At 41.7% G+C, this 21968-nt stretch carries 37 protein-coding genes; all 37 read right to left on the reverse strand.

Annotated elements, in window-relative coordinates; genetic code table 11:
- Positions 1-70: 70 nt before the first annotated feature.
- Positions 71-763 carry a histidine phosphatase family protein gene (locus tag I2H52_RS06705; protein ID WP_061588604.1) on the reverse strand — a complete coding sequence of 231 codons (693 nt, stop codon included), beginning with the start codon at positions 761-763 and terminating at the stop codon, positions 71-73.
- Positions 764-999: 236 nt separating this feature from the next.
- Positions 1000-2337 carry a PFL family protein gene (locus I2H52_RS06710; protein ID WP_061588603.1) on the reverse strand — a complete coding sequence of 446 codons (1338 nt, stop codon included), beginning with the start codon at positions 2335-2337 and terminating at the stop codon, positions 1000-1002.
- Positions 2338-2346: 9 nt separating this feature from the next.
- Positions 2347-2613 (reverse strand): ACT domain-containing protein, encoded by a 267-nt coding sequence (locus tag I2H52_RS06715; protein WP_000644111.1) that lies wholly within the window; start codon positions 2611-2613, stop codon positions 2347-2349.
- A 263-nt stretch (positions 2614-2876) separates the two neighbouring features.
- Positions 2877-3263 (reverse strand): 50S ribosomal protein L17, encoded by a 387-nt coding sequence (rplQ, locus tag I2H52_RS06720; protein WP_000331493.1) that lies wholly within the window; start codon positions 3261-3263, stop codon positions 2877-2879.
- Between the two features lie 11 nt (positions 3264-3274).
- Positions 3275-4210: a DNA-directed RNA polymerase subunit alpha gene (locus tag I2H52_RS06725; protein ID WP_000568983.1), complete on the reverse strand. Its 936-nt coding sequence runs from the start codon at positions 4208-4210 to the stop codon at positions 3275-3277.
- 42 nt (positions 4211-4252) lie between these two features.
- The gene (gene rpsK / locus I2H52_RS06730; RefSeq protein WP_001118385.1) at positions 4253-4636 is read right to left on the reverse strand and encodes a 30S ribosomal protein S11; all 384 of its coding nucleotides are present in this window, start codon (positions 4634-4636) and stop codon (positions 4253-4255) included.
- A 17-nt stretch (positions 4637-4653) separates the two neighbouring features.
- A complete protein-coding gene (rpsM, locus tag I2H52_RS06735; RefSeq protein ID WP_000090781.1) occupies positions 4654-5019 on the reverse strand; it encodes a 30S ribosomal protein S13 in 366 nt (121 codons plus the stop codon).
- A 17-nt stretch (positions 5020-5036) separates the two neighbouring features.
- Complete coding sequence (rpmJ, locus tag I2H52_RS06740; protein ID WP_001808836.1) at positions 5037-5153, reverse strand: 50S ribosomal protein L36; 117 nt, start codon at positions 5151-5153, stop codon at positions 5037-5039.
- Positions 5154-5177: 24 nt separating this feature from the next.
- Positions 5178-5396, reverse strand: coding sequence for a translation initiation factor IF-1 (gene infA / locus I2H52_RS06745; protein ID WP_001029883.1), 219 nt, complete (start codon positions 5394-5396; stop codon positions 5178-5180).
- Positions 5397-5512: 116 nt separating this feature from the next.
- Positions 5513-6151, reverse strand: coding sequence for an adenylate kinase (locus I2H52_RS06750; protein ID WP_195594822.1), 639 nt, complete (start codon positions 6149-6151; stop codon positions 5513-5515).
- Between the two features lie 145 nt (positions 6152-6296).
- Positions 6297-7607: a preprotein translocase subunit SecY gene (gene secY / locus I2H52_RS06755; RefSeq protein WP_195594824.1), complete on the reverse strand. Its 1311-nt coding sequence runs from the start codon at positions 7605-7607 to the stop codon at positions 6297-6299.
- Positions 7608-7619: 12 nt separating this feature from the next.
- Positions 7620-8060: a 50S ribosomal protein L15 gene (rplO, locus tag I2H52_RS06760; protein ID WP_195594825.1), complete on the reverse strand. Its 441-nt coding sequence runs from the start codon at positions 8058-8060 to the stop codon at positions 7620-7622.
- 144 nt (positions 8061-8204) lie between these two features.
- Entirely contained in the window at positions 8205-8387 is a 183-nt protein-coding gene (gene rpmD, locus I2H52_RS06765; RefSeq protein WP_000057241.1) for a 50S ribosomal protein L30, read from the reverse strand.
- Positions 8388-8400: 13 nt separating this feature from the next.
- Positions 8401-8895, reverse strand: coding sequence for a 30S ribosomal protein S5 (gene rpsE, locus I2H52_RS06770; protein ID WP_000874204.1), 495 nt, complete (start codon positions 8893-8895; stop codon positions 8401-8403).
- A 17-nt stretch (positions 8896-8912) separates the two neighbouring features.
- Positions 8913-9269, reverse strand: a complete 357-nt coding sequence (gene rplR / locus I2H52_RS06775; protein ID WP_004244055.1) for a 50S ribosomal protein L18 — start codon at positions 9267-9269, stop codon at positions 8913-8915.
- Between the two features lie 83 nt (positions 9270-9352).
- A complete protein-coding gene (rplF, locus tag I2H52_RS06780; protein WP_000086623.1) occupies positions 9353-9889 on the reverse strand; it encodes a 50S ribosomal protein L6 in 537 nt (178 codons plus the stop codon).
- 189 nt (positions 9890-10078) lie between these two features.
- Positions 10079-10477 (reverse strand): 30S ribosomal protein S8, encoded by a 399-nt coding sequence (gene rpsH / locus I2H52_RS06785; RefSeq protein ID WP_000245504.1) that lies wholly within the window; start codon positions 10475-10477, stop codon positions 10079-10081.
- A gap of 284 nt (positions 10478-10761) precedes the next feature.
- On the reverse strand, positions 10762-10947 hold the full coding sequence (locus tag I2H52_RS06790; protein WP_001085697.1) for a type Z 30S ribosomal protein S14: 186 nt from the start codon (positions 10945-10947) through the stop codon (positions 10762-10764).
- 17 nt (positions 10948-10964) lie between these two features.
- Positions 10965-11507, reverse strand: coding sequence for a 50S ribosomal protein L5 (gene rplE / locus I2H52_RS06795; RefSeq protein ID WP_000013542.1), 543 nt, complete (start codon positions 11505-11507; stop codon positions 10965-10967).
- Positions 11508-11530: 23 nt separating this feature from the next.
- Complete coding sequence (gene rplX / locus I2H52_RS06800) at positions 11531-11836, reverse strand: 50S ribosomal protein L24 (RefSeq protein WP_000497691.1); 306 nt, start codon at positions 11834-11836, stop codon at positions 11531-11533.
- Positions 11837-11913: 77 nt separating this feature from the next.
- Complete coding sequence (gene rplN / locus I2H52_RS06805; RefSeq protein ID WP_000616545.1) at positions 11914-12282, reverse strand: 50S ribosomal protein L14; 369 nt, start codon at positions 12280-12282, stop codon at positions 11914-11916.
- A gap of 25 nt (positions 12283-12307) precedes the next feature.
- On the reverse strand, positions 12308-12568 hold the full coding sequence (gene rpsQ / locus I2H52_RS06810; RefSeq protein ID WP_000440801.1) for a 30S ribosomal protein S17: 261 nt from the start codon (positions 12566-12568) through the stop codon (positions 12308-12310).
- A 24-nt stretch (positions 12569-12592) separates the two neighbouring features.
- Positions 12593-12799 (reverse strand): 50S ribosomal protein L29, encoded by a 207-nt coding sequence (gene rpmC, locus I2H52_RS06815; RefSeq protein WP_000772918.1) that lies wholly within the window; start codon positions 12797-12799, stop codon positions 12593-12595.
- 9 nt (positions 12800-12808) lie between these two features.
- The gene (gene rplP, locus I2H52_RS06820; RefSeq protein WP_000960946.1) at positions 12809-13222 is read right to left on the reverse strand and encodes a 50S ribosomal protein L16; all 414 of its coding nucleotides are present in this window, start codon (positions 13220-13222) and stop codon (positions 12809-12811) included.
- A 3-nt stretch (positions 13223-13225) separates the two neighbouring features.
- Positions 13226-13879, reverse strand: coding sequence for a 30S ribosomal protein S3 (gene rpsC / locus I2H52_RS06825; RefSeq protein ID WP_000529936.1), 654 nt, complete (start codon positions 13877-13879; stop codon positions 13226-13228).
- Positions 13880-13891: 12 nt separating this feature from the next.
- Positions 13892-14236, reverse strand: a complete 345-nt coding sequence (rplV, locus tag I2H52_RS06830) for a 50S ribosomal protein L22 (protein WP_000818137.1) — start codon at positions 14234-14236, stop codon at positions 13892-13894.
- 11 nt (positions 14237-14247) lie between these two features.
- Positions 14248-14529 carry a 30S ribosomal protein S19 gene (rpsS, locus tag I2H52_RS06835; RefSeq protein WP_000533766.1) on the reverse strand — a complete coding sequence of 94 codons (282 nt, stop codon included), beginning with the start codon at positions 14527-14529 and terminating at the stop codon, positions 14248-14250.
- A 103-nt stretch (positions 14530-14632) separates the two neighbouring features.
- Complete coding sequence (gene rplB / locus I2H52_RS06840; protein ID WP_000512901.1) at positions 14633-15466, reverse strand: 50S ribosomal protein L2; 834 nt, start codon at positions 15464-15466, stop codon at positions 14633-14635.
- A 17-nt stretch (positions 15467-15483) separates the two neighbouring features.
- Positions 15484-15780, reverse strand: coding sequence for a 50S ribosomal protein L23 (locus tag I2H52_RS06845; RefSeq protein WP_001055347.1), 297 nt, complete (start codon positions 15778-15780; stop codon positions 15484-15486).
- Positions 15780-16403, reverse strand: a complete 624-nt coding sequence (rplD, locus tag I2H52_RS06850; protein ID WP_000024550.1) for a 50S ribosomal protein L4 — start codon at positions 16401-16403, stop codon at positions 15780-15782. Before rplD ends, I2H52_RS06845 begins: the two co-directional genes overlap by 1 nt.
- Before the next feature lie 24 nt (positions 16404-16427).
- Complete coding sequence (gene rplC, locus I2H52_RS06855; RefSeq protein WP_000160197.1) at positions 16428-17054, reverse strand: 50S ribosomal protein L3; 627 nt, start codon at positions 17052-17054, stop codon at positions 16428-16430.
- Positions 17055-17136: 82 nt separating this feature from the next.
- Entirely contained in the window at positions 17137-17445 is a 309-nt protein-coding gene (gene rpsJ / locus I2H52_RS06860; protein ID WP_001284513.1) for a 30S ribosomal protein S10, read from the reverse strand.
- A 265-nt stretch (positions 17446-17710) separates the two neighbouring features.
- Complete coding sequence (locus tag I2H52_RS06865) at positions 17711-18346, reverse strand: uridine kinase family protein (RefSeq protein ID WP_045617787.1); 636 nt, start codon at positions 18344-18346, stop codon at positions 17711-17713.
- A complete protein-coding gene (gene nrdG, locus I2H52_RS06870; RefSeq protein WP_045617788.1) occupies positions 18343-18939 on the reverse strand; it encodes an anaerobic ribonucleoside-triphosphate reductase activating protein in 597 nt (198 codons plus the stop codon). The genes I2H52_RS06865 and nrdG overlap by 4 nt, the downstream gene beginning before the upstream one ends.
- 4 nt (positions 18940-18943) lie before the next feature.
- Positions 18944-19444, reverse strand: a complete 501-nt coding sequence (locus tag I2H52_RS06875; protein WP_045617790.1) for a GNAT family N-acetyltransferase — start codon at positions 19442-19444, stop codon at positions 18944-18946.
- Positions 19445-19488: 44 nt separating this feature from the next.
- Positions 19489-19629, reverse strand: coding sequence for a hypothetical protein (locus tag I2H52_RS06880; protein ID WP_000521625.1), 141 nt, complete (start codon positions 19627-19629; stop codon positions 19489-19491).
- Between the two features lie 11 nt (positions 19630-19640).
- The gene (gene nrdD / locus I2H52_RS06885; RefSeq protein ID WP_045617793.1) at positions 19641-21848 is read right to left on the reverse strand and encodes an anaerobic ribonucleoside-triphosphate reductase; all 2208 of its coding nucleotides are present in this window, start codon (positions 21846-21848) and stop codon (positions 19641-19643) included.
- Positions 21849-21968 lie beyond the last annotated feature (120 nt).

Consider the following 21968-nt stretch of genomic DNA (forward strand, 5'->3'; position numbering starts at 1 on the left):
CTTCGGCTGTTTTTTCTTATCTTGATATTCTTATCAAATCCCTAGTTCATAGAAAGTAAGTCTAGACTGATTAAATAGAATTTTCTTCCATCTTCTCACGTCCCAGTTCCCGATAGCTACGGTCACCAACGATTTCAACAGTAAACTGACCGTTCTCGTATTCTAGAATGGTCACACTACCATTATCTAGACCATGCGGATGCATGCCATTGATGAGATAAACCATCGTACCAATGGTCATCCCGTGGCTGACAACTAGGGCATTTCCGCCACCTTGTTCTTCCATTTCTTTGGCAATAGACTCGAAACCTTCTCTGATACGGCCACTAAGTTTTTCCCAACCTTCAGCCCAACCAGCAGTATCAACCTCTACCAAACCTTCAGCTAGCTCTGCATAGGATAACTGATGAACATGATCCACCTTGAAAACACGAGGAATGACCCCCATAAAGAGGTCCCCATCATAGGCCCCGTCAAAACTACCAAAACACCACTCACGGATTCGCTTGTCCATACGGTAAGGGATTTTCCCCTGCAAGCCCAGTTCTTCTAGGATAATTCCCATGGTCTGAATGGTACGCCCTGAGTCACTGGAATAAGCTCGGTCAAACTGCAAACCAGACTCTCTCAAGCCAATTCCCAACTCATGAATTCCTAACTCACCTTCTGCAGTCAGAGGCGTATCACTCCATCCTTGAGCACGTCCAATCGTGTTAAACATGGTTTTCCCATGACGGACTAAGTACAATCTTACTTTAGACATTTTCTATCCTCCATTTTCTTCTATTATATCATGGATCAAAGAAATATTTAGCTTTCAAAAGCAAAGCTCCTTCTCCAAATTTTGCCACAAGAAAAGCTACCCTCACGGTAGCTTCCCTAGGAGATTATTATGAAAAAGTTTAGGATTTCTATTAAATAAAGTTAGGAGGTCTTTATTTAATGATTATAGTATACACAGTCATCCTTAAACTCAACTTAAATTCTCTCACTTTTTTATTAATTTTTAAAACTATGGATTGGAGCTGGGATTTGCCCACCGCGAGAGATGAAATCAACAGACGAAGCTCCGTTGACCTTCATAACTGGAGCTGTCCCTAGCAAACCACCAAACTCAATCATATCGCCTTCTTTGCCCTTTGGAATAATACGGACAGCCGTTGTTTTCATGTTAATAACACCGATTGCCGCCTCATCCGCAATCATAGCTGCAATGGTTTCAGCAGGCGTATCTTCCGGAATGGCAATCATATCCAGTCCAACTGAACAGATAGCCGTCATGGCTTCTAGTTTCTCTAAATTCAGAGAACCATCTTGCACCGCAGCAATCATCCCCTCATCTTCAGAAACGGGGATAAAAGCACCTGACAAGCCACCGACTTGGTTACAAGCCATCACTCCGCCCTTCTTAACTTGGTCATTCAAAAGAGCGAGGGCAGCCGTTGTCCCATGCGTACCAACTGTTTCTAGGCCCATTTCCTCAAGGACACGAGCCACAGAATCACCAACTGCAGGAGTAGGTGCCAAGCTTAGGTCGACAATTCCAAAGTCAACACCAAGGCGTTCACTCGCCATTTGTCCAACCAGCTGACCGATACGAGTAATCTTGAAGGCCGTTTTCTTGACTGTTTCCGCTACTACATCAAAGCTCTGTCCACGAACTTTTTCCAAGGCACGCTTGACCACACCCGGACCCGAAACCCCGACATTGATGATAACATCTGCTTCGCCAACACCATGAAATGCCCCTGCCATAAAAGGATTGTCCTCAACAGCATTAGCAAATACGACCAACTTGGCCGCACCCATATCTGATAGCGCAGCTGTTTCCTTGATGATACGTCCCATATCAGCGATCGCAGTCATGTTGATGCCTGACTTAGTTGAGCCAATGTTAACAGACGAACAAACCTTGTCTGTCTCAGCTAGAGCGCGTGGGATAGAATTGATGAGAATTTCATCTCCTTTTTGGTAGCCTTTTTGTACCAAAGCTGAGAATCCACCAATAAAGTCAACACCAATCTCCTTGGCAGCCTTATCAAGAGCCTTTGCCAAAACAAGATAGTCTGTCGCATCAGTCGCAGCACCAATTAAAGAAATCGGAGTCACTGATACCCGTTTATTGACAATAGGAATCCCAAGTTCTGCAGCAATTTCATCTCCAACAGCCACCAGATTTGCAGCTTTAGTGGTGATTTTTTGGTAAATTTTTTCAGCAGCACGTTCGATGTCAGGATCAATACAGTCCAAAAGGGAAATCCCCATGGTGATGGTTCTGATATCGAAGTTCTGCTCCTCGATCATGGCAATGGTTTCTGTAACTTGTCTAATATCCATAGCCGCCTCCTAGATATTATACATAGCGTCAAAAATCGCCGCACTTTGAATATTGATTTTGACATTCAAGGTCTGACCGAACGTTTCAAACTCATTTCGAAGATAAGTGAAATCCTGTTTTTCGTCACTAGAAACGACCGCCATCATGGTAAAGTATTCATCCAACACCGTCTGAGAAATATCGTCAATATTCAACCCCAACTCTGCAATCTTAGTAGACACGCCTGCAACAATACCAGCCTTGTCCTTGCCAACCACTGTAATAATAGCCTTCATTTTTAGACTCCCATTCTACGATTTTTAGAAAACCTGAACGTTTTTGATTTTCTTTTTCCTTAGTATAGCACATTTCCGAAAAAAATACTAAAAAACGCCTGCTTACGAAGTTGTTCTTAAACAAAAAACAATTTCGTAAACAAGCGTCTACCCTATCAAATGATGATGAGTGTTCCCGCTAGGACCAAAGTCCCAGCGGTAGACCAGAGCTAGACTAAGAGCACACGGCTCCATCATCATAACACTCAACAAAATTGATGATTTTATACTAATTCGATGATCGCCATTGGCGCAGCATCACCACGACGTGGCTCAGTTTTAAGGATACGAGTGTATCCACCGTTACGTTCAGCATAACGAGGTGCGATTTCTGAGAACAATTTTTGAAGTGCTGTAGTAGAAGTGTACTTATCAGTTGCTTCATCATAGTTTTCAGATGCGATTTCATTACGTACGAAAGCAGCTGCTTGACGACGTGCATGCAAATCACCACGTTTACCTAGAGTAATCATTTTTTCAACAGTTTTACGGATTTCTTTAGCACGAGCTTCAGTTGTCACGATTGATTCGTTGATCAAAAGGTCAGTTGTCAAATCGCGAAGCATTGCTTTACGTTGTGAGCTAGTGCGTCCTAGTTTACGGTAAGCCATGTATTCCTCCTTTATTTATCTTTTAATCCAAGACCCAAGTCAATGAGTTTGAGTTTCACTTCTTCCAAACTCTTGCGTCCAAGATTTCGTACTTTCATCATCTCTGCTTCAGATTTTTCTGTCAAATCATGCACAGTATTGATACCGGCACGTTTCAAACAGTTGTATGAACGCACAGACAAGTCCAGTTCCTCAATCGTCCGATCCAAAATACGATCGTCCGATTCAGTATCAGCTTCTTTCATCACTTCTGCAGATTTAGCAATCTCTGTAAGATTTGTAAACAAATCAAGATGTTCTGTCAAGATACGTGCTGAAAGCCCTAAAGCATCTTCTGGAATAATTGTTCCATTTGTCAAGATTTCAAGGGTTAATTTGTCAAAACCATCGTTACTACCTACACGAGCAGGTTCAACTTGATAGTTGACTTTTGTAACTGGTGTATAAATAGAATCTACAGCAAGTGTTCCAACTGGCGCATTATCTTTTTTGTTTTCATCAGCAGGCACATATCCACGACCACTGTTAACAGTCATTGTCGCCTTTAGAGAAGAACCTTCACCGATTGTAAAGAGATAATGATCTGGATTTACAATCTCAATATCACTGTCAGTCAAAATATCTCCAGCTGTAATTTCAGCAGGACCTTCAACGTCAAGCTCAATGATTTTTTCGTCTTCAACGTATGATTTCACTGCAATCCCTTTAATGTTCAGAATGATTTGCATCACGTCTTCACGAACACCTGGAACTGTGTCAAACTCATGTAACACACCATCAATGTTGATAGATGTCACTGCTGCTCCTGGTAGAGAAGCTAGTAGTACACGACGAAGAGAGTTACCAAGAGTTGTACCGTAGCCACGTTCAAGTGGTTCGATTACAAACTTGCCATAATCTTTATTTTCATCAATTTTTGTTATATTTGGTTTTTCAAACTCAATCATTTAGTTACTCCCTCTTAAACGAAAAGCAGTGTAATGCGATGATTATACACGGCGACGTTTTGGAGGACGAGCACCATTGTGTGGCACTGGAGTCACATCACGAATTGCTGTTACTTCAAGACCAGCGGCAGCAAGCGCACGAATAGCTGACTCACGACCAGAACCTGGACCTTTTACAGTAACTTCAACTGATTTAAGACCGTGTTCTTGTGCAGATTTAGCAGCAGCTTCAGAAGCCATTTGAGCAGCGAATGGTGTAGATTTACGAGAACCTTTGAAACCAAGAGCACCAGCTGATGACCAAGCAATTGCATTACCATGCACATCAGTAATCATAACAATAGTGTTATTAAATGTAGCGTGAATATGAGCAATACCAGATTCGATATTCTTTTTCACACGACGTTTACGTGTTGGTTTAGCCAAGACTTTTACCTCCTATATTATTTTTTCTTACCAGCAATCGCAACAGCTTTACCTTTACGAGTGCGAGCGTTGTTTTTAGTGTTTTGTCCACGGACAGGAAGTCCACGACGGTGACGAATACCACGGTAAGAACCGATTTCCATCAAACGTTTGATGTTCAAGTTTACTTCACGACGAAGGTCACCTTCAACTTTGATTGCATCCACTTCACGACGGATAGCATCCTCTTGATCTGATGTAAGGTCACGTACACGAACATCTTCTGAGATTCCAGCAGCAGCCAAAATTTTCTTAGATGTTGCAAGTCCGATACCATAAACGTAAGTCAATGAGATTACTACGCGTTTGTCATTTGGAATGTCAACTCCAGCAATACGAGCCATTTTTTCTCCTTTCTATCTTATCCTTGACGTTGTTTGTGTTTTGGATTTGCTGGGCAAATTACCATAACACGACCATTACGACGAATTACTTTACAGTATTCGCAAATTGGTTTGACCGATGGTCTTACTTTCATTTCTTATCCCTCCAAGTTTTTCGATTATTTAAAGCGGTAAGTGATACGTCCACGTGTCAAGTCATATGGACTCATCTCGACAGTAACACGATCTCCCGCTAAAATACGAATATAGTTTTTACGAATTTTACCAGAAACTGTTGCTAAAATCTGATGTCCATTTTCAAGTTCAACCGTAAACATTGCGTTAGGCATTGTATCGACTACTTTGCCTTCAACTTCAATCACATCGTCTTTTGCCACGCAAAAGCACCTCCATAAATTTCGATTCGATGCCTCTGAAAACAGAGACAACAATTATAAGTCAGACTATCTCAGTATAACATTTGTAGCGATTTTTTGCAAGTGTGAAAAACGCTTTATTTCAAATTTGTCAATACTTTTTCGATGTCTTTGAACACATCATTGATATCTTGATTTCCTTCGATATCGTGGACCAATCCTTTGGCACGGTAGTGAGCAATGATTGGTTCACCTTGGGCGATATTCACATCCAAACGACGCTTCACTGTCTCAGGTTTATCATCTTCACGTTGGTAATAATCTTCCTCTTTATAGTCAACTGGTGGGTTGAAAACTTTGTGGAAGGTTTCACCTGTTTCGCGGTGGATGATACGACCACTCAAACGTTCCAAGAGACAATCTGGATTCACTTCGATATTGATCACGCCTTCTAGTTCGATACCAAGTTCCGCCAATGTTTTGTCCAAGGCATGAGCTTGTTCAATCGTACGTGGGTAACCATCCAACAAGAAACCTGTTTCTTTGATGTCGTCCTGAGAAAGGCGTTCTTTAACAATTCCATTTGTAACTTCATCTGGAACCAACTCACCTTTGTCAATATATGACTTTGCAAGTACACCCATTTCAGTTTGATTTGCCATAGCAGCACGGAACATATCTCCAGTTGAAATGTGTGCCACGTGGAATTGCTCCACAATTTTAACTGCTTGCGTTCCCTTACCTGCTCCAGGTAAGCCCATAATCAAAAGATTCATGATAGGATCTCCTTATTTTGTATTTAAATAGAAGTAGAATTTTGTTTCAACCCCTATTTAAAAACAAAATAGAAGAGGGGAGACGAAAATCTCTCTGATAGATAGACCTTCATACTCCACTCTCTAAGCAAAAGTAATTTTGCTTTTATTCTGTTTTGTCCATGAAACCAACATACTTACGTTTCAATAGGTAACCTTCTAGCTGTTTGATTCCTTCGATACCGGTTGAGATAATGATCAAAAGACTAGTTCCCCCAAAAGCAACAGCTTCTGAAAGACCAAAGACATCTTTTGCCACAATCGGCAAGATTGAAATCACACCAAGGAAGATTGATCCGACAGTCGCAAGGCGACGAAGAAGTTTCGACATGAACTCTTCAGTCCCCTTACCAGGACGGACACCATGAATGTAGGCTCCACTCTTTTGCAAGTTTTCTGCTGCCTTCTCTGGATTGATCTGTACAAATGTATAGAAGAATGTAAAGAGAATGATTAACAAGGCATACATAGCAACACCTGTCGGAGATGTTGTAGATAACATTTCCTGTGCTGTACGTACCCAAGCCCAATCATGACCTGTAGCACTCAAAAATTGAAGAATGGCTGCAGGTGCTGCTGTGATGGAACTTGCAAAGATAACTGGGATAACCCCCGCTGGGTTTACCTTCAATGGAAGGTATGAGCTTGATGGGGCTCCTTGAGCAACTTTTGTATATTGGATTGGAATTTTATATTCTGCCTGTTGAACAAAGGTTGTAAAGTATACAATCAACAAGACAGCGATAATCAAAATAACGACAAAGATAATAGATGAAGTCAAACGGCTACTTGGAATATTGACGAAGTAGTCAACATAGATGCCTTTAATCATCTCAGGAATTGAAGCAACAATACCTGCAAAGATAATCATAGAAACACCGTTTCCGTATCCCTTATCTGTAATTTGTTCCCCGAGCCAAGTTACAATCATACTACCTGCTGTAAGGATAATACCGATAGTAACAAAGACTTGTGGAGTTAACGCTGTCGTTAATAATTTCGCCCCAGATAGAGTATTAAATCCTGCTGTAATCCCAATAGATTGAACAAATGCAAGTACAAGTGCAATATAACGGGTAGCTTGGTTTAGTTTTCTCCGTCCTACTTCCCCTTGTTTGCCCCATTCTACAAACTTCGGTAAAATATCCATTTGTAGCAATTGAACAACGATTGAAGCAGTGATATACGGACTTACTCCGAGTGCAAAAACGGAGAAGTTCTTCATGGCATTCCCTGAAACAAGACTAAGCATGTTCAAGAAAGATAAACCACTGATAGCTTCTAAACTTTTTGCATTCACACCTGGAACAGTGATACTTGTCCCAATACGGAAAACAAGAATGATAAAAATCGTAAAGAGAATTTTTGATCGAACTTGTTTAACCTTGAGCGCTTCTTTTAATAATTTAAAAAACATGGGTCACCTCTCTTAGATGACTTCTACAGAACCACCTTTAGCAGTGATAGCTTCCTCAGCTGATTTAGAGAATTTAGATGCTTTCACAGTCAATTTCTTAGTCAACTCACCGTTACCAAGAATTTTAACTCCTGATTTTTCAGCTTTCACAATTCCTGCTTCGATAAGCACAACTGGAGTTACTTCTGCACCGTCTTCAAAGACGTTCAATTGGTCAAGGTTTACAATTGCGTATTCTTTAGCGTTGATATTAGTGAATCCACGTTTTGGAAGACGACGGAACAATGGAGTTTGTCCACCTTCAAAACCAAGGCGAACTCCGCCACCGCTACGAGCTTTTTGACCTTTTTGACCGCGACCAGATGTTTTACCGTTACCTGATGAAGTACCACGACCAACACGGTTACGTACTTTACGAGAACCTTCTGCAGGTTTCAATTCATGAAGTTTCATTATTATTTTCTCCTCTTTTGTAAAATGCTAGCGCCGATAAGAGAGAAAAGGTTGTCTCCCTTATCAACTCGCCTATACATGGTCATCTAAGATGACTATACCTAGTTTTAGGGGATGAGTATTGCCACATCCCCTAAAAATTCATTAGTTTACTTCTTCAACTGTTACCAAGTGAGATACTGCAGTGATCATACCACGGATAGCAGCGTTGTCTTCTTTGATAACAGAGCTGTTCAATTTGCCAAGTCCAAGTGCTACAACAGTTTTACGTTGTGATGGAATGCGTCCGATTGGAGACTTAGTCAAAGTAATTTTAATTTGAGCCATTTTATCCCCTTTCTTATGCCAAATCAGAAACTGAAATACCACGAAGGGCAGCAACTTCTTCAGCGCGTTTCAATTGTTTCAAACCTTCAACAGTTGCGCGAACAATGTTGATTGGAGTGTTAGAACCAAGTGATTTAGATGTAATATCTGCCACACCTGCCAATTCCACAACGGCACGAACTGCACCACCAGCGGCAACTCCAGAACCTTCTACAGCAGGTTTCAACAATACTTTAGCTCCACCGAATTCTGAAAGAACTTCGTGTGGGATTGTTGTTCCAACCATAGGAACCTCAATCAAGTTTTTCTTAGCATCTTCTACTGCTTTGCGGATTGCTTCTGGAACTTCTTGAGCTTTACCAGTACCAAATCCTACGCGACCGTTGTGGTCACCAACAACAACAAGAGCTGCGAAACGAAGACGACGTCCACCTTTAACAACTTTTGTAACACGGTTGACAGCAACTACGCGTTCTTCTAATTCAACTGCATTGTCTTTAAATGCCATTTTCTAGTGTCCTCCTATTAGAATTTCAATCCGTTTTCACGAGCTGCATCAGCCAAAGCTTTCACACGTCCGTGATATAGATATCCACCGCGGTCGAACACCACTTCTGAAATACCTTTAGCGTTTGCACGTTCTGCAACGAGTTTACCGACAGTAACGGCTTGTTCAGTTTTAGTTCCTTTTGAAACTTCTTTGTCAAGAGTTGAAGCACTTGCGAGCGTTACACCCGCTACGTCATCAATCACTTGAGCGTAGATGCCTGTATTAGAACGGAATACGTTCAAACGTGGGCGATCAGCAGTTCCAGAGAGTTTTCCGCGAACGCGACGGTGGCGTTTTTGGCGGAGTTTGTTTTTATCTGGTTTAGAAATCACAGTTTTCACCTCTTTAGTTTTAAATCATGTGCTATGCACTAAGTTGGAAAATAGGTCGGTGGTTGAAAATCAACCACTCAACATTATTTACCTGTTTTACCTTCTTTACGGCGAACGAATTCACCAACGTAACGGATACCTTTACCTTTATATGGTTCTGGTGAACGAAGGCTACGTACGTAAGCAGCTGTTTGACCAACTACTTCTTTTGAAATTCCGCTAACAACGATTGTTGTTGGGTTTGGAAGTTCAAAAGTAATTCCTTCTGGAGCTTCAACTTCGTCTGGATGAGATTTACCAACAGCCAAAACAAGTTTTTTACCTTGAAGTTGTGCACGGTAACCAACCCCACGCATTTCAAGTTCTTTCTTGAATCCTTCTGATACACCAATTACCATGTTGTTCAAAAGGGCACGAGTAGTTCCATGGATTGTTTTCATTTCTTTTGAATCGTTTGGACGGTGAAGAGTTACTTCAGTACCTTCCACACGAATTTCAATATCTTTTGAGAACTCACGAGTAAGCTCTCCTTTAGGTCCTTTTACAGTTACAACGTTGTCATTGTTAGTGATTTCAACACCAGCAGGCAACACGATAACTTTATTACCAATACGTGACATGTTTATTTTCTCCTGTTAAATTGTCAGGCCAGAATGGCCAGTTTTCACGGGGGCTTAAATCGATTTCTCGATTTAAAGGAACATTTAGGTTTCAATTCCAAAGTGAATCTAGGCATCGTCTCGCCGGCATAACTTTGGGTTAGGCAAGAGACGATAACGAAGAGTCACAAAGAAATTGGGAGCTAAATATTACCAAACGTAAGCGATAACCTCACCACCAACATTCTTTTGGCGAGCTTCTTTATCAGTAAGCAAACCTTCAGAAGTTGAAAGAATAGCAATTCCAAGTCCGTTAAGAACTTTTGGAAGATCTTCACGTTTCTTGTAGACACGAAGTCCTGGTTTAGAAACACGTTTCAAGTTAGTGATAACTTTTTCACCGTTTGGTCCGTATTTAAGGAATACACGGATGATGCCTTGTTTGTCATCTTCGATGATTTCTACGTTCTTAACAAAACCTTCGCGTTTAAGGATTTCAGCAATCCCTTTTTTGATGTTTGATGCAGGTACTTCAAGTACTTCGTGTTTCGCTTGGTTAGCGTTACGAATACGAGTTAGGAAGTCTGCGATTGGGTCAGTCATAACCATTTTGTTTTTCTCCTCTTACTAGTAGTTTGCAAGTTGCACTTGCTAGTTAATACATGATACAAAGAGCGTAACAGCAAGAGCAAAAATAGACAATTTGATGCTGGAGCGATGCTCCAAAGAAAATTGGTCTTTTTTGCCAAAGCTGTAGCTCGTGTTCAAATTGGCAAGCCCAACTGAACCCGGGCTAAACTCTGCGTGAAAAAGATAAACTTTCCTAGAAACTTCAGTTTCTTCGTCAAGTTTCCTATTTTCACTTTGAGTTTTGACGCCCTTGATATCTTAAATTACCAAGATGCTTTTGTTACACCAGGAATTTGTCCTTTGTAAGCTAATTCACGGAAGCAAACACGGCAAAGTTTAAATTTGCGGTAAACTGAATGTGGACGACCACATTTTTCACAACGAGTATAAGCTTGAGTAGAGAACTTCGCTGGACGTTTGTTCTTAGCAATCATTGATTTTTTAGCCATTAGATTTACCTCCTATATTATTTTGCAAAAGGCATTCCAAGGCCTGTAAGCAATGCACGTGACTCTTCGTCAGTGTTAGCAGTTGTTACGATAACGATGTCAAGACCACGAGTTTTGTCAACGTCATCAAAGTTGATTTCTGGGAAGATCAATTGTTCTTTCACACCAAGAGTGTAGTTTCCGCGTCCATCAAATGATTTTGTTGGAACACCGTGGAAGTCACGCACGCGTGGAAGTGAAACTGAAACCAATTTGTCCAAGAATTCGTACATACGTTCACCACGAAGGGTAACTTTTGCACCAATCGCTACACCTTCACGAAGACGGAAGCCGGCGATTGATTTTTTAGCTTTAGTGATAAGTGGTTTTTGACCTGAGATAAGTGCCAATTCTTCAGCAGCTTTTTCAAGACTTTTAGCGTTTGATACAGCTTCACCAACACCCATGTTCAAAACGATCTTATCTACTTTAGGCACAGCCATCACTGATGAGTAGTTGAATTGTTCTGTCAAAGCAGGAACTACTTCATTAAGATATTTTTCTTTTAAACGATTTGCCATTATACTTCTCCTTTCCTTCGTGATTAATCAAGCACTTCGCCTGATTTTTTGTTGTAGCGAACTTTTTTACCGTCTACAAATTTGTAACCAACACGACCAGCTACACCATTTTTGTCCAATACTTGAACGTTTGATACGTGGATAGCTGCTTCTTTCTCGATGATACCACCTTGAGGAAGTTCGTTAGTTGGACGTTGGTGTTTCTTAACGATGTTAACACCTTCAACGATAACTTTGTTTACTTTTGGAAGGGCAGTAAGGACAACAGCTTCTGTTCCCTTATCTTTACCAGCGATTACGCGAACTTTGTCGCCTTTTTTTACAAACATTAGGTTTCTCCTTAATTTTTCTTACGCCCATAAGGGCACCCTAGCTTGAAGCTAGGGGACTAGTTTGTTTCTAAAAATTAAAGTACTTCTGGAGCAAGTGACACGATCTTCATGAAGCCACCTTCACGCAATTCACGTGCAACTGGGCCAAAGATACGTGTTCCGCGAGGAGTTTTGTCTTCACGGATGATAACTGCTGCGTTTTCGTCAAATTTGATGTATGAACCATCAGCACGACGAGCACCTGATTTAGTACGAACGATAACAGCTTTTACAACGTCACCTTTTTTAACCGCACCACCAGGAGTAGCTTGTTTTACAGATGCCACGATAACATCACCGATGTTTGCAAATTTACGTCCTGAACCACCAAGAACTTTGATAGTCAAGATTTCGCGCGCACCGCTGTTGTCTGCGACTTTCAAACGAGTTTCTGTTTGAATCATTTCAGTTTTCTCCTTTCAGGTTTGATTAGATGATGACCGCTTCTTCAACAACTTCTACAAGACGGAAACGTTTTGTAGCTGAAAGCGGACGAGTTTCCATGATACGTACGATATCGCCTTCTTTGGCAACATTGTTTTCATCATGTGCTTTGTATTTTTTAGAGTAGTTAATACGTTTACCATAGACTGGGTGGTTACGTTTTGTTTCAACTACAACTGTGATTGTCTTGTCCATTTTGTCAGATACAACACGTCCAACAAGAACTTTACGATTATTGCGTTCCATTGAAATTTCTCCTTCCCTAGTCTATTATTTCGCTTCAGATTGAACTGTTTTGATACGAGCGATTTGTTTTTTAACTTCTTTCAAGCGAGCTGTTTGTTCCAATTGACCAGTAGCAGCTTGGAAACGAAGTTCAAACAATTCTTTTTTCAATTCGTTTTCGCGCTTCGCGAGTTCTTCTTGAGAAAGACCACGAAGTTCTTTAACAAATTCTTTTACTTCATTAAGTTTCATGCCTTCTCCTTATTCTGCTTCACGTTTTACGAATTTACATTTAACTGGCAATTTGTGGCTTGCAAGACGAAGCGCTTCGCGAGCGATTTCTTCAGATACACCAGCGATTTCGAACATCACTTTACCACGTTTAACTGGTGCAACCCAACCTTCAGGTGCCCCTTTACCAGATCCCATACGCACACCGATAGCTTTAGCAGTGTATGATTTGTGTGGGAAGATTTTAATCCAAACTTTACCACCACGTTTCATGTAACGAGTCATGGCGATACGAGCAGCTTCGATTTGGCGGTTAGTAATCCAGTGGCTAGTTGTAGCTTGAAGACCGTATTCACCGAATGCTACTTCTTTTCCACCTTTTGCTTCACCGCGCATTTTTCCGCGGAATTCACGACGGTGTTTAACACGTTTAGGTACTAACATTGGTTATTTACCTCCTTTAGTGTTTTTACGAGCTGGAAGAACTTCACCACGGTAGATCCATACTTTAACACCAAGTTTACCGTATGTAGTATCTGCTTCTTCCCAAGCGTAATCGATATCTGCACGAAGTGTGTGGAGTGGAACAGTTCCTTCTGAGTATCCTTCAGCACGGGCAATATCTGCACCGTTCAAACGACCTGATACTTGAGTTTTGATTCCTTTAGCTCCGGCACGCATTGCGCGTTGGATTGCTTGTTTTTGTGCACGACGGAAAGCAACACGTTGCTCCAATTGACGAGCAATGCCTTCACCTACAAGGTGAGCATCCAAATCAGGTTGTTTGATTTCGATGATGTTGATGTGTACTTGTTTTCCAGTCAATTTGTTAAGTTTTGCACGGAGTGCATCAACGTTAGCGCCACCTTTACCGATAACCATACCTGGTTTAGCAGTGTGAAGTGAAACGTTAACTTTGTTCACTGCGCGTTCGATTTCGATAGTTGAAACTGCTGCGTCAGCAAGTTCTTTTTGAACGAATTTACGGATTGCAAGATCTTCATGAAGGTAATCCGCGTATTCTTTTTCAGCATACCATTTGGCATCCCAATCACGGATGATGCCGACACGCATACCAATTGGATGTACTTTTTGACCCACGATGTTACCTCCTTATTTTTCTGCAACAGCTACAGTGATGTGAGCTGTACGTTTGTTGATTGGTGAAGCTGAACCTTTCGCACGTGGACGGAAACGTTTCATAGTTGGTCCTTCGTTTGCGAATGCTTCAGATACTACCAAGTTAGCTTTATCCAAACCAAAGTTGTTTTCAGCGTTAGCTACAGCTGAATTCAAAACTTTCAAGATGATTTCAGCAGCTTTGTTTGGAGTGAATGTCAAGATTGCAATAGCGTCGGCTACGCTTTTACCACGAATATTGTCAAGAACAAGACGTGATTTACGAGGTGAAACACGTACTGTACGAGCCATTGCTTTAGCTGAAGTAATTTCTGCCATTTATGTTCTCCTTATTTTCTACGTGTTTTCTTGTCGTCTGCAGCGTGACCTTTGTAAGTACGAGTTGGTGCGAATTCACCAAGTTTGTGACCTACCATGTCTTCTTGGATGTAAACAGGTACGTGTTTACGTCCGTCATAAACTGCAATAGTGTAACCAATGAAACTTGGGAAGATCGTTGAACGACGTGACCAAGTTTTGATAACTTTTTTCTTTTCGTCGTTAGCTTGAGCTTCAACTTTTTTCATCAAATGCTCATCGACGAAAGGTCCTTTTTTAAGACTGCGTCCCATTTTTATGTTTTCTCCTTTAAATATTGTACCACAGCGGCTTGCGTTCACATGGAGCGCTACCGAGCTGGCGGATTCCCTAGTTGCTTAAGCGACTAGTTTACTATTATTTCTCGTTGCGACGACGAACGATAAGCTTGTCAGATTTCGCTTTCTTGTTACGAGTTTTAAGACCAAGAGCAGGTTTGCCCCATGGAGTAGATGGCGCTTTACGACCAACTGGTGCTTTACCTTCACCACCACCGTGTGGGTGATCGTTAGGGTTCATTACAGAACCACGAACTGTTGGGCGGATACCTTTCCAACGGCTACGTCCTGCTTTACCAAGGTTTACAAGTCCATGTTGTTCGTTTCCGACAACACCAACTGTTGCACGACAAGTTCCAAGAATCATACGTACTTCGCCAGATTGAAGACGAACAAGAACATATTTACCTTCTTGACCCAATACTTGAGCAGAAGCTCCAGCTGCACGCACTAATTCTCCACCACGACCTGGTTTCAATTCGATGTTGTGGATCAAAGTACCAACTGGAATGTTAGCAAGTGGAAGAGCATTTCCGACTTTGATATCTGCTTCTGGGCCTGAAACGATACGTTGACCAACTTCAAGACCTTTTGGAGCGATGATGTATGCTTTCACACCGTCTGTGTAGTGTACAAGGGCGATGTTTGCAGAACGGTTTGGATCGTACTCGATAGTTTTAACAACTGCTTCAACGTTGTCTTTGTTACGTTTGAAGTCAACCAAACGGTAGAAACGTTTGTGCCCACCACCTTGGTGACGAACAGTGATACGACCGTTGTTGTTACGACCAGCCTTGTTCTTCAAAGCAACAAGCAATGATTTTTCAGGAGCGCTTGTTGTGATTTCAGCGAAATCCAAAGAAGTCATATTACGGCGACCGTTTGTTGTTGGTTTATAAACACGAATTCCCACGATATTTCCTCCTTAGATTATTCAGCCTCAGCAGCAAACAACTCGATTGCTTTTGAATCAGCTGTAAGTGTGATGATAGCTTTTTTAGTTTTGTTAGTAAAACCAGTGTAACGTCCAACACGTTTTGCTTTAGGTTTTACGTTGATTGTGTTGACATTTGCAACCTTAACACCTTCAAAAGCAGCTTCAACAGCTTGCTTAATCAAAAGTTTGTGCGCACGAGTGTCAACTTCAAATACATACTTTCCTGCTTCAAGTTGAGCCATTGAGCTTTCAGTGATAACAGGTTTTTTGATAACATCATACAAATTCATTATGCAAGAACCTCCTCGATTTTAGAGATAGCTGCTTGAGTAACAAGAAGTTTGTCACTATTTGCGATGTCAAGAACACTTGCAGTTGTAGCAGTCGCAACTTTCACGTTTGGAAGGTTACGAGCTGAAAGAGCTGCGAATTCGTTTCCTTCTTCAAGAATAACAAGGACTTTAGAATCGATGCTCAAAGCTGCAAGAACTTTTGCAAATTCAGCAGTTTTTGGAGCTGTAAATTCAAGAGAATCAACGGCTACAAATTTGTTTTCAGCAACTTTTTCTGAGTAAACAGATTTAAGCGCAAGGCGACGAACTTTTTGAGGAAGTTTGTACGCATAGCTACGTGGAGTTGGTCCGAAGACAGTTCCACCACCACGCCATTGTGGAGAGCGGATAGAACCTTGACGAGCACGTCCAGTTCCTTTTTGACGCCATGGTTTGCGTCCGCCACCTGAAACAGCTGAGCGATTTTTAACTGCGTGAGTTCCTTGACGAAGGCTAGCACGTTGGCTGATGATCACATCAAACACAACAGATTGGTTTGGTTCAATACCAAAGATTGCATCGTTAAGAACAACTTCGCCAGCTTGTTTACCAGTTTGGTCGAATAATGTTACATTTGCCATTTTGACTGTATTCCCCTTTCCTTATTATTTACCAGCTTTAACTGCTGACTTGATAGTGATAAGAGATTTCTTAGCACCTGGTACGTTACCTTTGATAAGGATAACGTTCTTTTCTGGAACAACTTGTACAACCTCAAGGTTTTGAATTGTCACGCGGTCGCCACCCATACGTCCTGCAAGGTTTTTACCTTTGAACACGCGGTTAGGTGCAACAGGTCCCATAGAACCTGGACGACGGTGGTAACGAGAACCGTGAGCCATTGGTCCACGTGATTGTCCATGGCGTTTGATAACACCTTGGAAACCTTTACCTTTAGAAGTACCAGTTACGTCAACAACGTCTCCAGCTGCGAATGTTTCAACTGTGATTTCAGCACCAACTTCCAAGCCTTCAACGTTTTTGAATTCACGAATGAAGCGCTTAGGAGCCGTGTTAGCTTTCGCTACATGTCCTTTAGCAGGTTTGTTGCTCAATACTTCGCGTTTGTCATCAAAACCAACTTGAATAGCGTTGTAACCATCTGTTTCTACAGTTTTAACTTGAAGAACAACGTTTGGAGTTGCTTCAATAACTGTTACAGGGATCAATTCGCCAGCTTCAGTGAAGATTTGAGTCATTCCCACTTTTTTCCCTAAGATTCCTTTTGTCATGAGAAAATAGTTCCTTTTCTATATTTTTTATTCAAAAAGTTTTTAACGAGCGTTTTTCATGCTCAAGGTTTCAAACTTTGGATTAAAGCTTGATTTCTACGTTTACACCACTTGGAAGATCCAATTTCATCAAAGCATCAACTGTTTTTTGAGTTGGGTTAACGATATCGATCAAACGTTTGTGTGTACGCATTTCGAATTGTTCGCGAGAGTCTTTGTATTTGTGAGTCGCACGAATGATTGTGTAGAGGCTACGTTCAGTCGGAAGTGGGATTGGACCCGCAACTTGTGCACCTGTACGAGTAGCTGATTCTACGATTTTTGCAGCCGCTGTGTCAAGCGTACGGTGTTCGTAAGCTTTCAAACGGATACGGATTTTTTTGTTTGCCATCTTTTTCTCCTTTTCGTCTATTTAAGATAATAGGCTAGCTCCACAAGAAAACCGACGCGCGTTGCGTGGCAATGCAACCGAGCGTGTCGCAACCTCTTGCATCAAAGCTAAGGCTGTAATTTACAGCACCATAATAGAATAACACAAAGCCCCTGCGATTGCAAGGGATTTGTGAGCTTTTTTTCGTTTTTTTGGGATGAAACTGTTTTCCTATTTCATCTTCATACAATTACTAATTTACGACTATTAAAACCAATCTTTTCTTCTATATAATACGGATAATACGGGTCATTTTGACCTTGAATTTATCTTCTGATTGATCCACTAAGATATCTGCTTTAGACTCGGTTTCTCTATAGTAACGCAGATACTGCTCCCGTCTCATCTGATGGCTAGCTAACACAAAGGAAGCATCTCGATTTCTCATAATCGTGTCTCGAGCTAGACGCCTCTCTAATTCCGTCTCCTCATCCGTGTAGAAACAGATAGTTTTGTCAAAGAGTTCCTTGGGTAGAAAGCCCACAGACATCCCTTCGACAATCAGAATTGGTTTTTCTCCAGACAAGACCTCGCTAGCCTTCCAAGGTTCGTCGATTGTCAAGACATCCATACCTGCCTGCAAGGCGAGAATATATCTCTGCAAACTTGCCAGTTCATGCGCCACTGGCAGACAAGCTGTCACTTTTTGATCTGGCGCTTGCTTTGGTACTACCAGATGACGTTTTGAGGTGATATAGGGATCTGTTTCTAACAAATTTACTTTTGTAGAATCTAAGGCTTGATATAATTCTTGAGCAAAGGTAGACTTACCTGAAGCGCCATGGCCGTAAATCCCCAGTGTTTTGACTTTTCCCATTTCTATCTCTGAGACCAGTTGTTCTATCAGGCCTTTTTTCTTCATTCTCTCTTCACCTGTTCATAGCTTTCTTTTCCGTCATTAAGCTTGTCCCAAATCACTATTTGCCCACTTTTAAGAGATTTTTGCACATCGATAATTCGTTGATTAGAGGAACCTCGAAACTGGAGCATGAGATTGCGCTTGCTTTTATCATACCGTCCATCGACAAGGATGTCAATCAGCGACAAGAGTTCCAGTTTATCTGGAGTCTCCAGCATCATTTCTTCCCACGTGTAGCCCGTCCAGGACCAGATATCTTTATCTGGCAATTCCTTTCGAATGCGTTTAACGAGAGGCAAGAGAATTCCCGTATTAAGAAAGGGCTCTCCCCCCAGCAAAGTCAAGCCTTGAACATAGGGTTGAGCGAGATCTTCCATAATCTGTTCTTCTAATTCTGCTGTATAGGGAATGCCTGCGTTGAAAGACCAAGTCGCAACATTATAGCACCCCTCGCAGTGAAACATGCAGCCTGATACGTAGAGAGAGTTGCGCACGCCTTCTCCATCTACAAAGTTAAAGGCCTTGTAATCAATGATTCGCCCTTTACTAAGCTCCTCGCTTTTCCATTCACCTGGTTTTGGTGTATTCCATGTCATCCTTCTACTCCAAATCTATCCAGTAACGTTCTACGCCATTACGAACATCCTCAAACGCCCCACCATTTGCCACAATCACCGCCCTACTAGCTGGGTTTTCCACACTACAGGTCACAAGCGCTTTCTTGATGTTCTTTTCCTTGGCAACTTGCAGGCCTTGTCTGAGGGCTTCTTTGGCATAACCTTTGCCTCTTTCAGAGGGACGGATGGAATAGCCGATATGTCCAGCAAAATTCAGCAGTCCCTCATTTAGTCTCAGCCGTAGATTCAAAAAACCTAAAGCATGGCCTGATTCATCAAACAATACGAACTGAATTGATGGAACGCGATTTTCAGGCAAGTTTATTCCCATCTCTTTTTGCATATTTGTTTCCAACCACTCTTCATACACAAAGTTCTCTGTATCCCAAAATCCTCCATCATGGGCTGATTGGCTCTTTTCAAATTCTGCTATCATCTCTAAAACAGCTTCCTTATCCGCCAATATCGGTCTACGTAGTTCCATCCTTACCTCCCACCTAAGAGAAAAGCGAGAGCGAACTCTCACTTTTATTTTTTCTTGTTCTTGTTTAAAAACTGTTCTCTGAGGTTAAGCAAGCGTTCTTTTTTGCCTGTTCCACCTTTCGAGTGTTTCTCGTGATAACGGGTCACTTGTGCGCGTCCCTTATCGTCTAATTGGTATTTCCCCATTCCATTTCCTTCTAATTTGTTACTTCATGTCCAGCTGTTTTAATGGTTGAACCATTCATGTGTTTGACACGCGCAGCGATTTCCTTGTGGCGTCCATTAACCATCGGACGCGCTTGAGGATTTCCCAGATAGCCACACGTACGTTTGACCACATCTACTGTTTTAGGGTCACTATTGCCACAGTTTGGACAAGCAAATCCTCTTTCAGTTGGTTCAAAATCCCCTTCAAAGTCACACTTATAACAATGATCAATCGGAGTATTGGTCCCTAGATACCCTACACGATCATAGGCGTAGTCCCAGACAGCTTCCAAGGCTTTTGGATTTTGTTGGAGAACTGGATACTCACAGTAGTGGATGAAACCACCTGTTGCACCTGCTTCTGGATAAGCCTTCTCAAAGTCCAATTTTTCAAACGGCGTTGGATTTTTACGAACATCATAGTGGAAAGAGTTGGTGTAGTATTCCTTATCTGTGATGTCAGGAATAGAACCAAACTTTTCTGTATCCAAGCGACAGAAGCGATCTGTTAGACTTTCAGACGGTGTCGAGTAGATAGAGAAATGATAGCCATATTGGTCAGACCACTCTTCTACCCGACGTTTCATATCGCGAATGATATCCAGCGTGAATTCCTTGGCTTCTGGATTGTGTTCCCAGCTATTTCCAAAGAAGACTGTCGCTACCTCGTACAAACCGATGTAGCCCAGCGAAACTGTCGCACGACGATTCTTAAAGAGCTGATCAACGCTCTCGTCTTTTCCAAGACGGCGTCCGAAGGCCCCGTACTGATAGAGAATGGGGGCGTTTGCTGGTGTTGCTTCCTTGGTTCGTTCAACACGATAAACTAGAGCATCTTCTGCGATGTTCATCCGCTCGTTGAATATTTCCCAGAACTTATTCATGTCGCCCTCAGACTCAAGGGCAATACGAGGCAGATTAACCGTCACAACACCTAGATTCATCCGACCTGAATTGACTTCTACACCATTTTCATCTTTCCATCCTTGAAGGAAAGAACGGCAGCCCATAGGTACCTTGAAAGAACCAGTCAACTCAATAATCTTATCATAGGATAAGACATCTGGGTACATCCGTTTGGTTGCACACTCGAGGGCCAACTGTTTGATGTCATAGTTTGGAGTTCCTTCTTCCAAGTTAAGGCCTCTTTTAAGCGTAAAGATGAGTTTAGGGAAGATGGCTGTGCGGTGTTCTGAACCAAGCCCCTTGATACGAATGGTCAGGATAGCTTTTTGAATTTCCCGTTCAAAACGACTAGTTCCTAGACCAAAACCTAGTGAAGTAAAAGGTGTTTGTCCATTCGAAGTGAAGAGGGTGTTGATTTCATACTCAAGAGATTGCATGGCATCATAGATATCTTTTTGGGTTTTCTTCCAAGCATAATCATCCCGTTTTTCAGGCAAGACCCATTCTTCCGCATCCTTGAGGTGCTTTTGATAATTCTTCTCCGCATAAGGCGCCAAGACTTCATCGATACGGTCAGCTGAACAGCCCCCGTACTGGCTAGAAGCAACGTTAGCAATGATTTGCGAAATCTGAGCTGTCGCAGTCTGGATAGACTTGGGACTCTCTACCTCCGCATTTCCAATCTTAAAACCATTTTCCAACATGCCTTTAAAATCAATCAAACAGCAGTTGGTCATCGGTGTGTAGGGGCTATAATCCAAATCATGATAGTGGATATCCCCTTTTTGGTGAGCATTGGCTACGTGCTTAGGAAGCATCTGCAGTCCGATTGATTTCCCAACAATCCCTGCTGTCAAATCACGCTGGGTATTAAAGACATCACTGTCTTTATTGGCATTTTCATTGACAACCGCTTGGTCTTTATTGAGGAGCTTATGGATACTAAAGTTGATATCTGTCGCTTTTGAGCGCTCAAAATCCCTTTGTGTCCGATAGGTGATATACTCTTCAGCCAGCGCATACTCTTTGGCTTCAAGGAGTTCATGTTCTACGACATTTTGAATTTCGTAAATCTTGACACCTTGAGGGAAACGACTGTGAATTTCGGTAACGATTCTTTCAACTAGACCATTTAGGCGTTTTTCTACTAGAGGCGTGACGTCCATAACCTTTTCCGCCGCCTTGTGGAGAGCCTTGTCAATCTTGTCTACATCAAATACTACACGTCTACCATCTCGTTTTTCAACGAACAAGGTGGGAACGGTTGCAAGCTTTTCTTCTAATACAATCATATCCATGCTCTTTTCTAAAATGTTGTTGAATTGTTTACATTCAGTATTATACCACTCTAAAAATAAAAATCAACATCTTGTGTTAAAAATCCTAAAATTTTTAAAATTCCACAAGATATT

It is taken from the genome of Streptococcus oralis (genome assembly GCF_015561235.1).
Taxonomy (GTDB): Bacteria; Bacillota; Bacilli; order Lactobacillales; family Streptococcaceae; genus Streptococcus; species Streptococcus oralis_BK.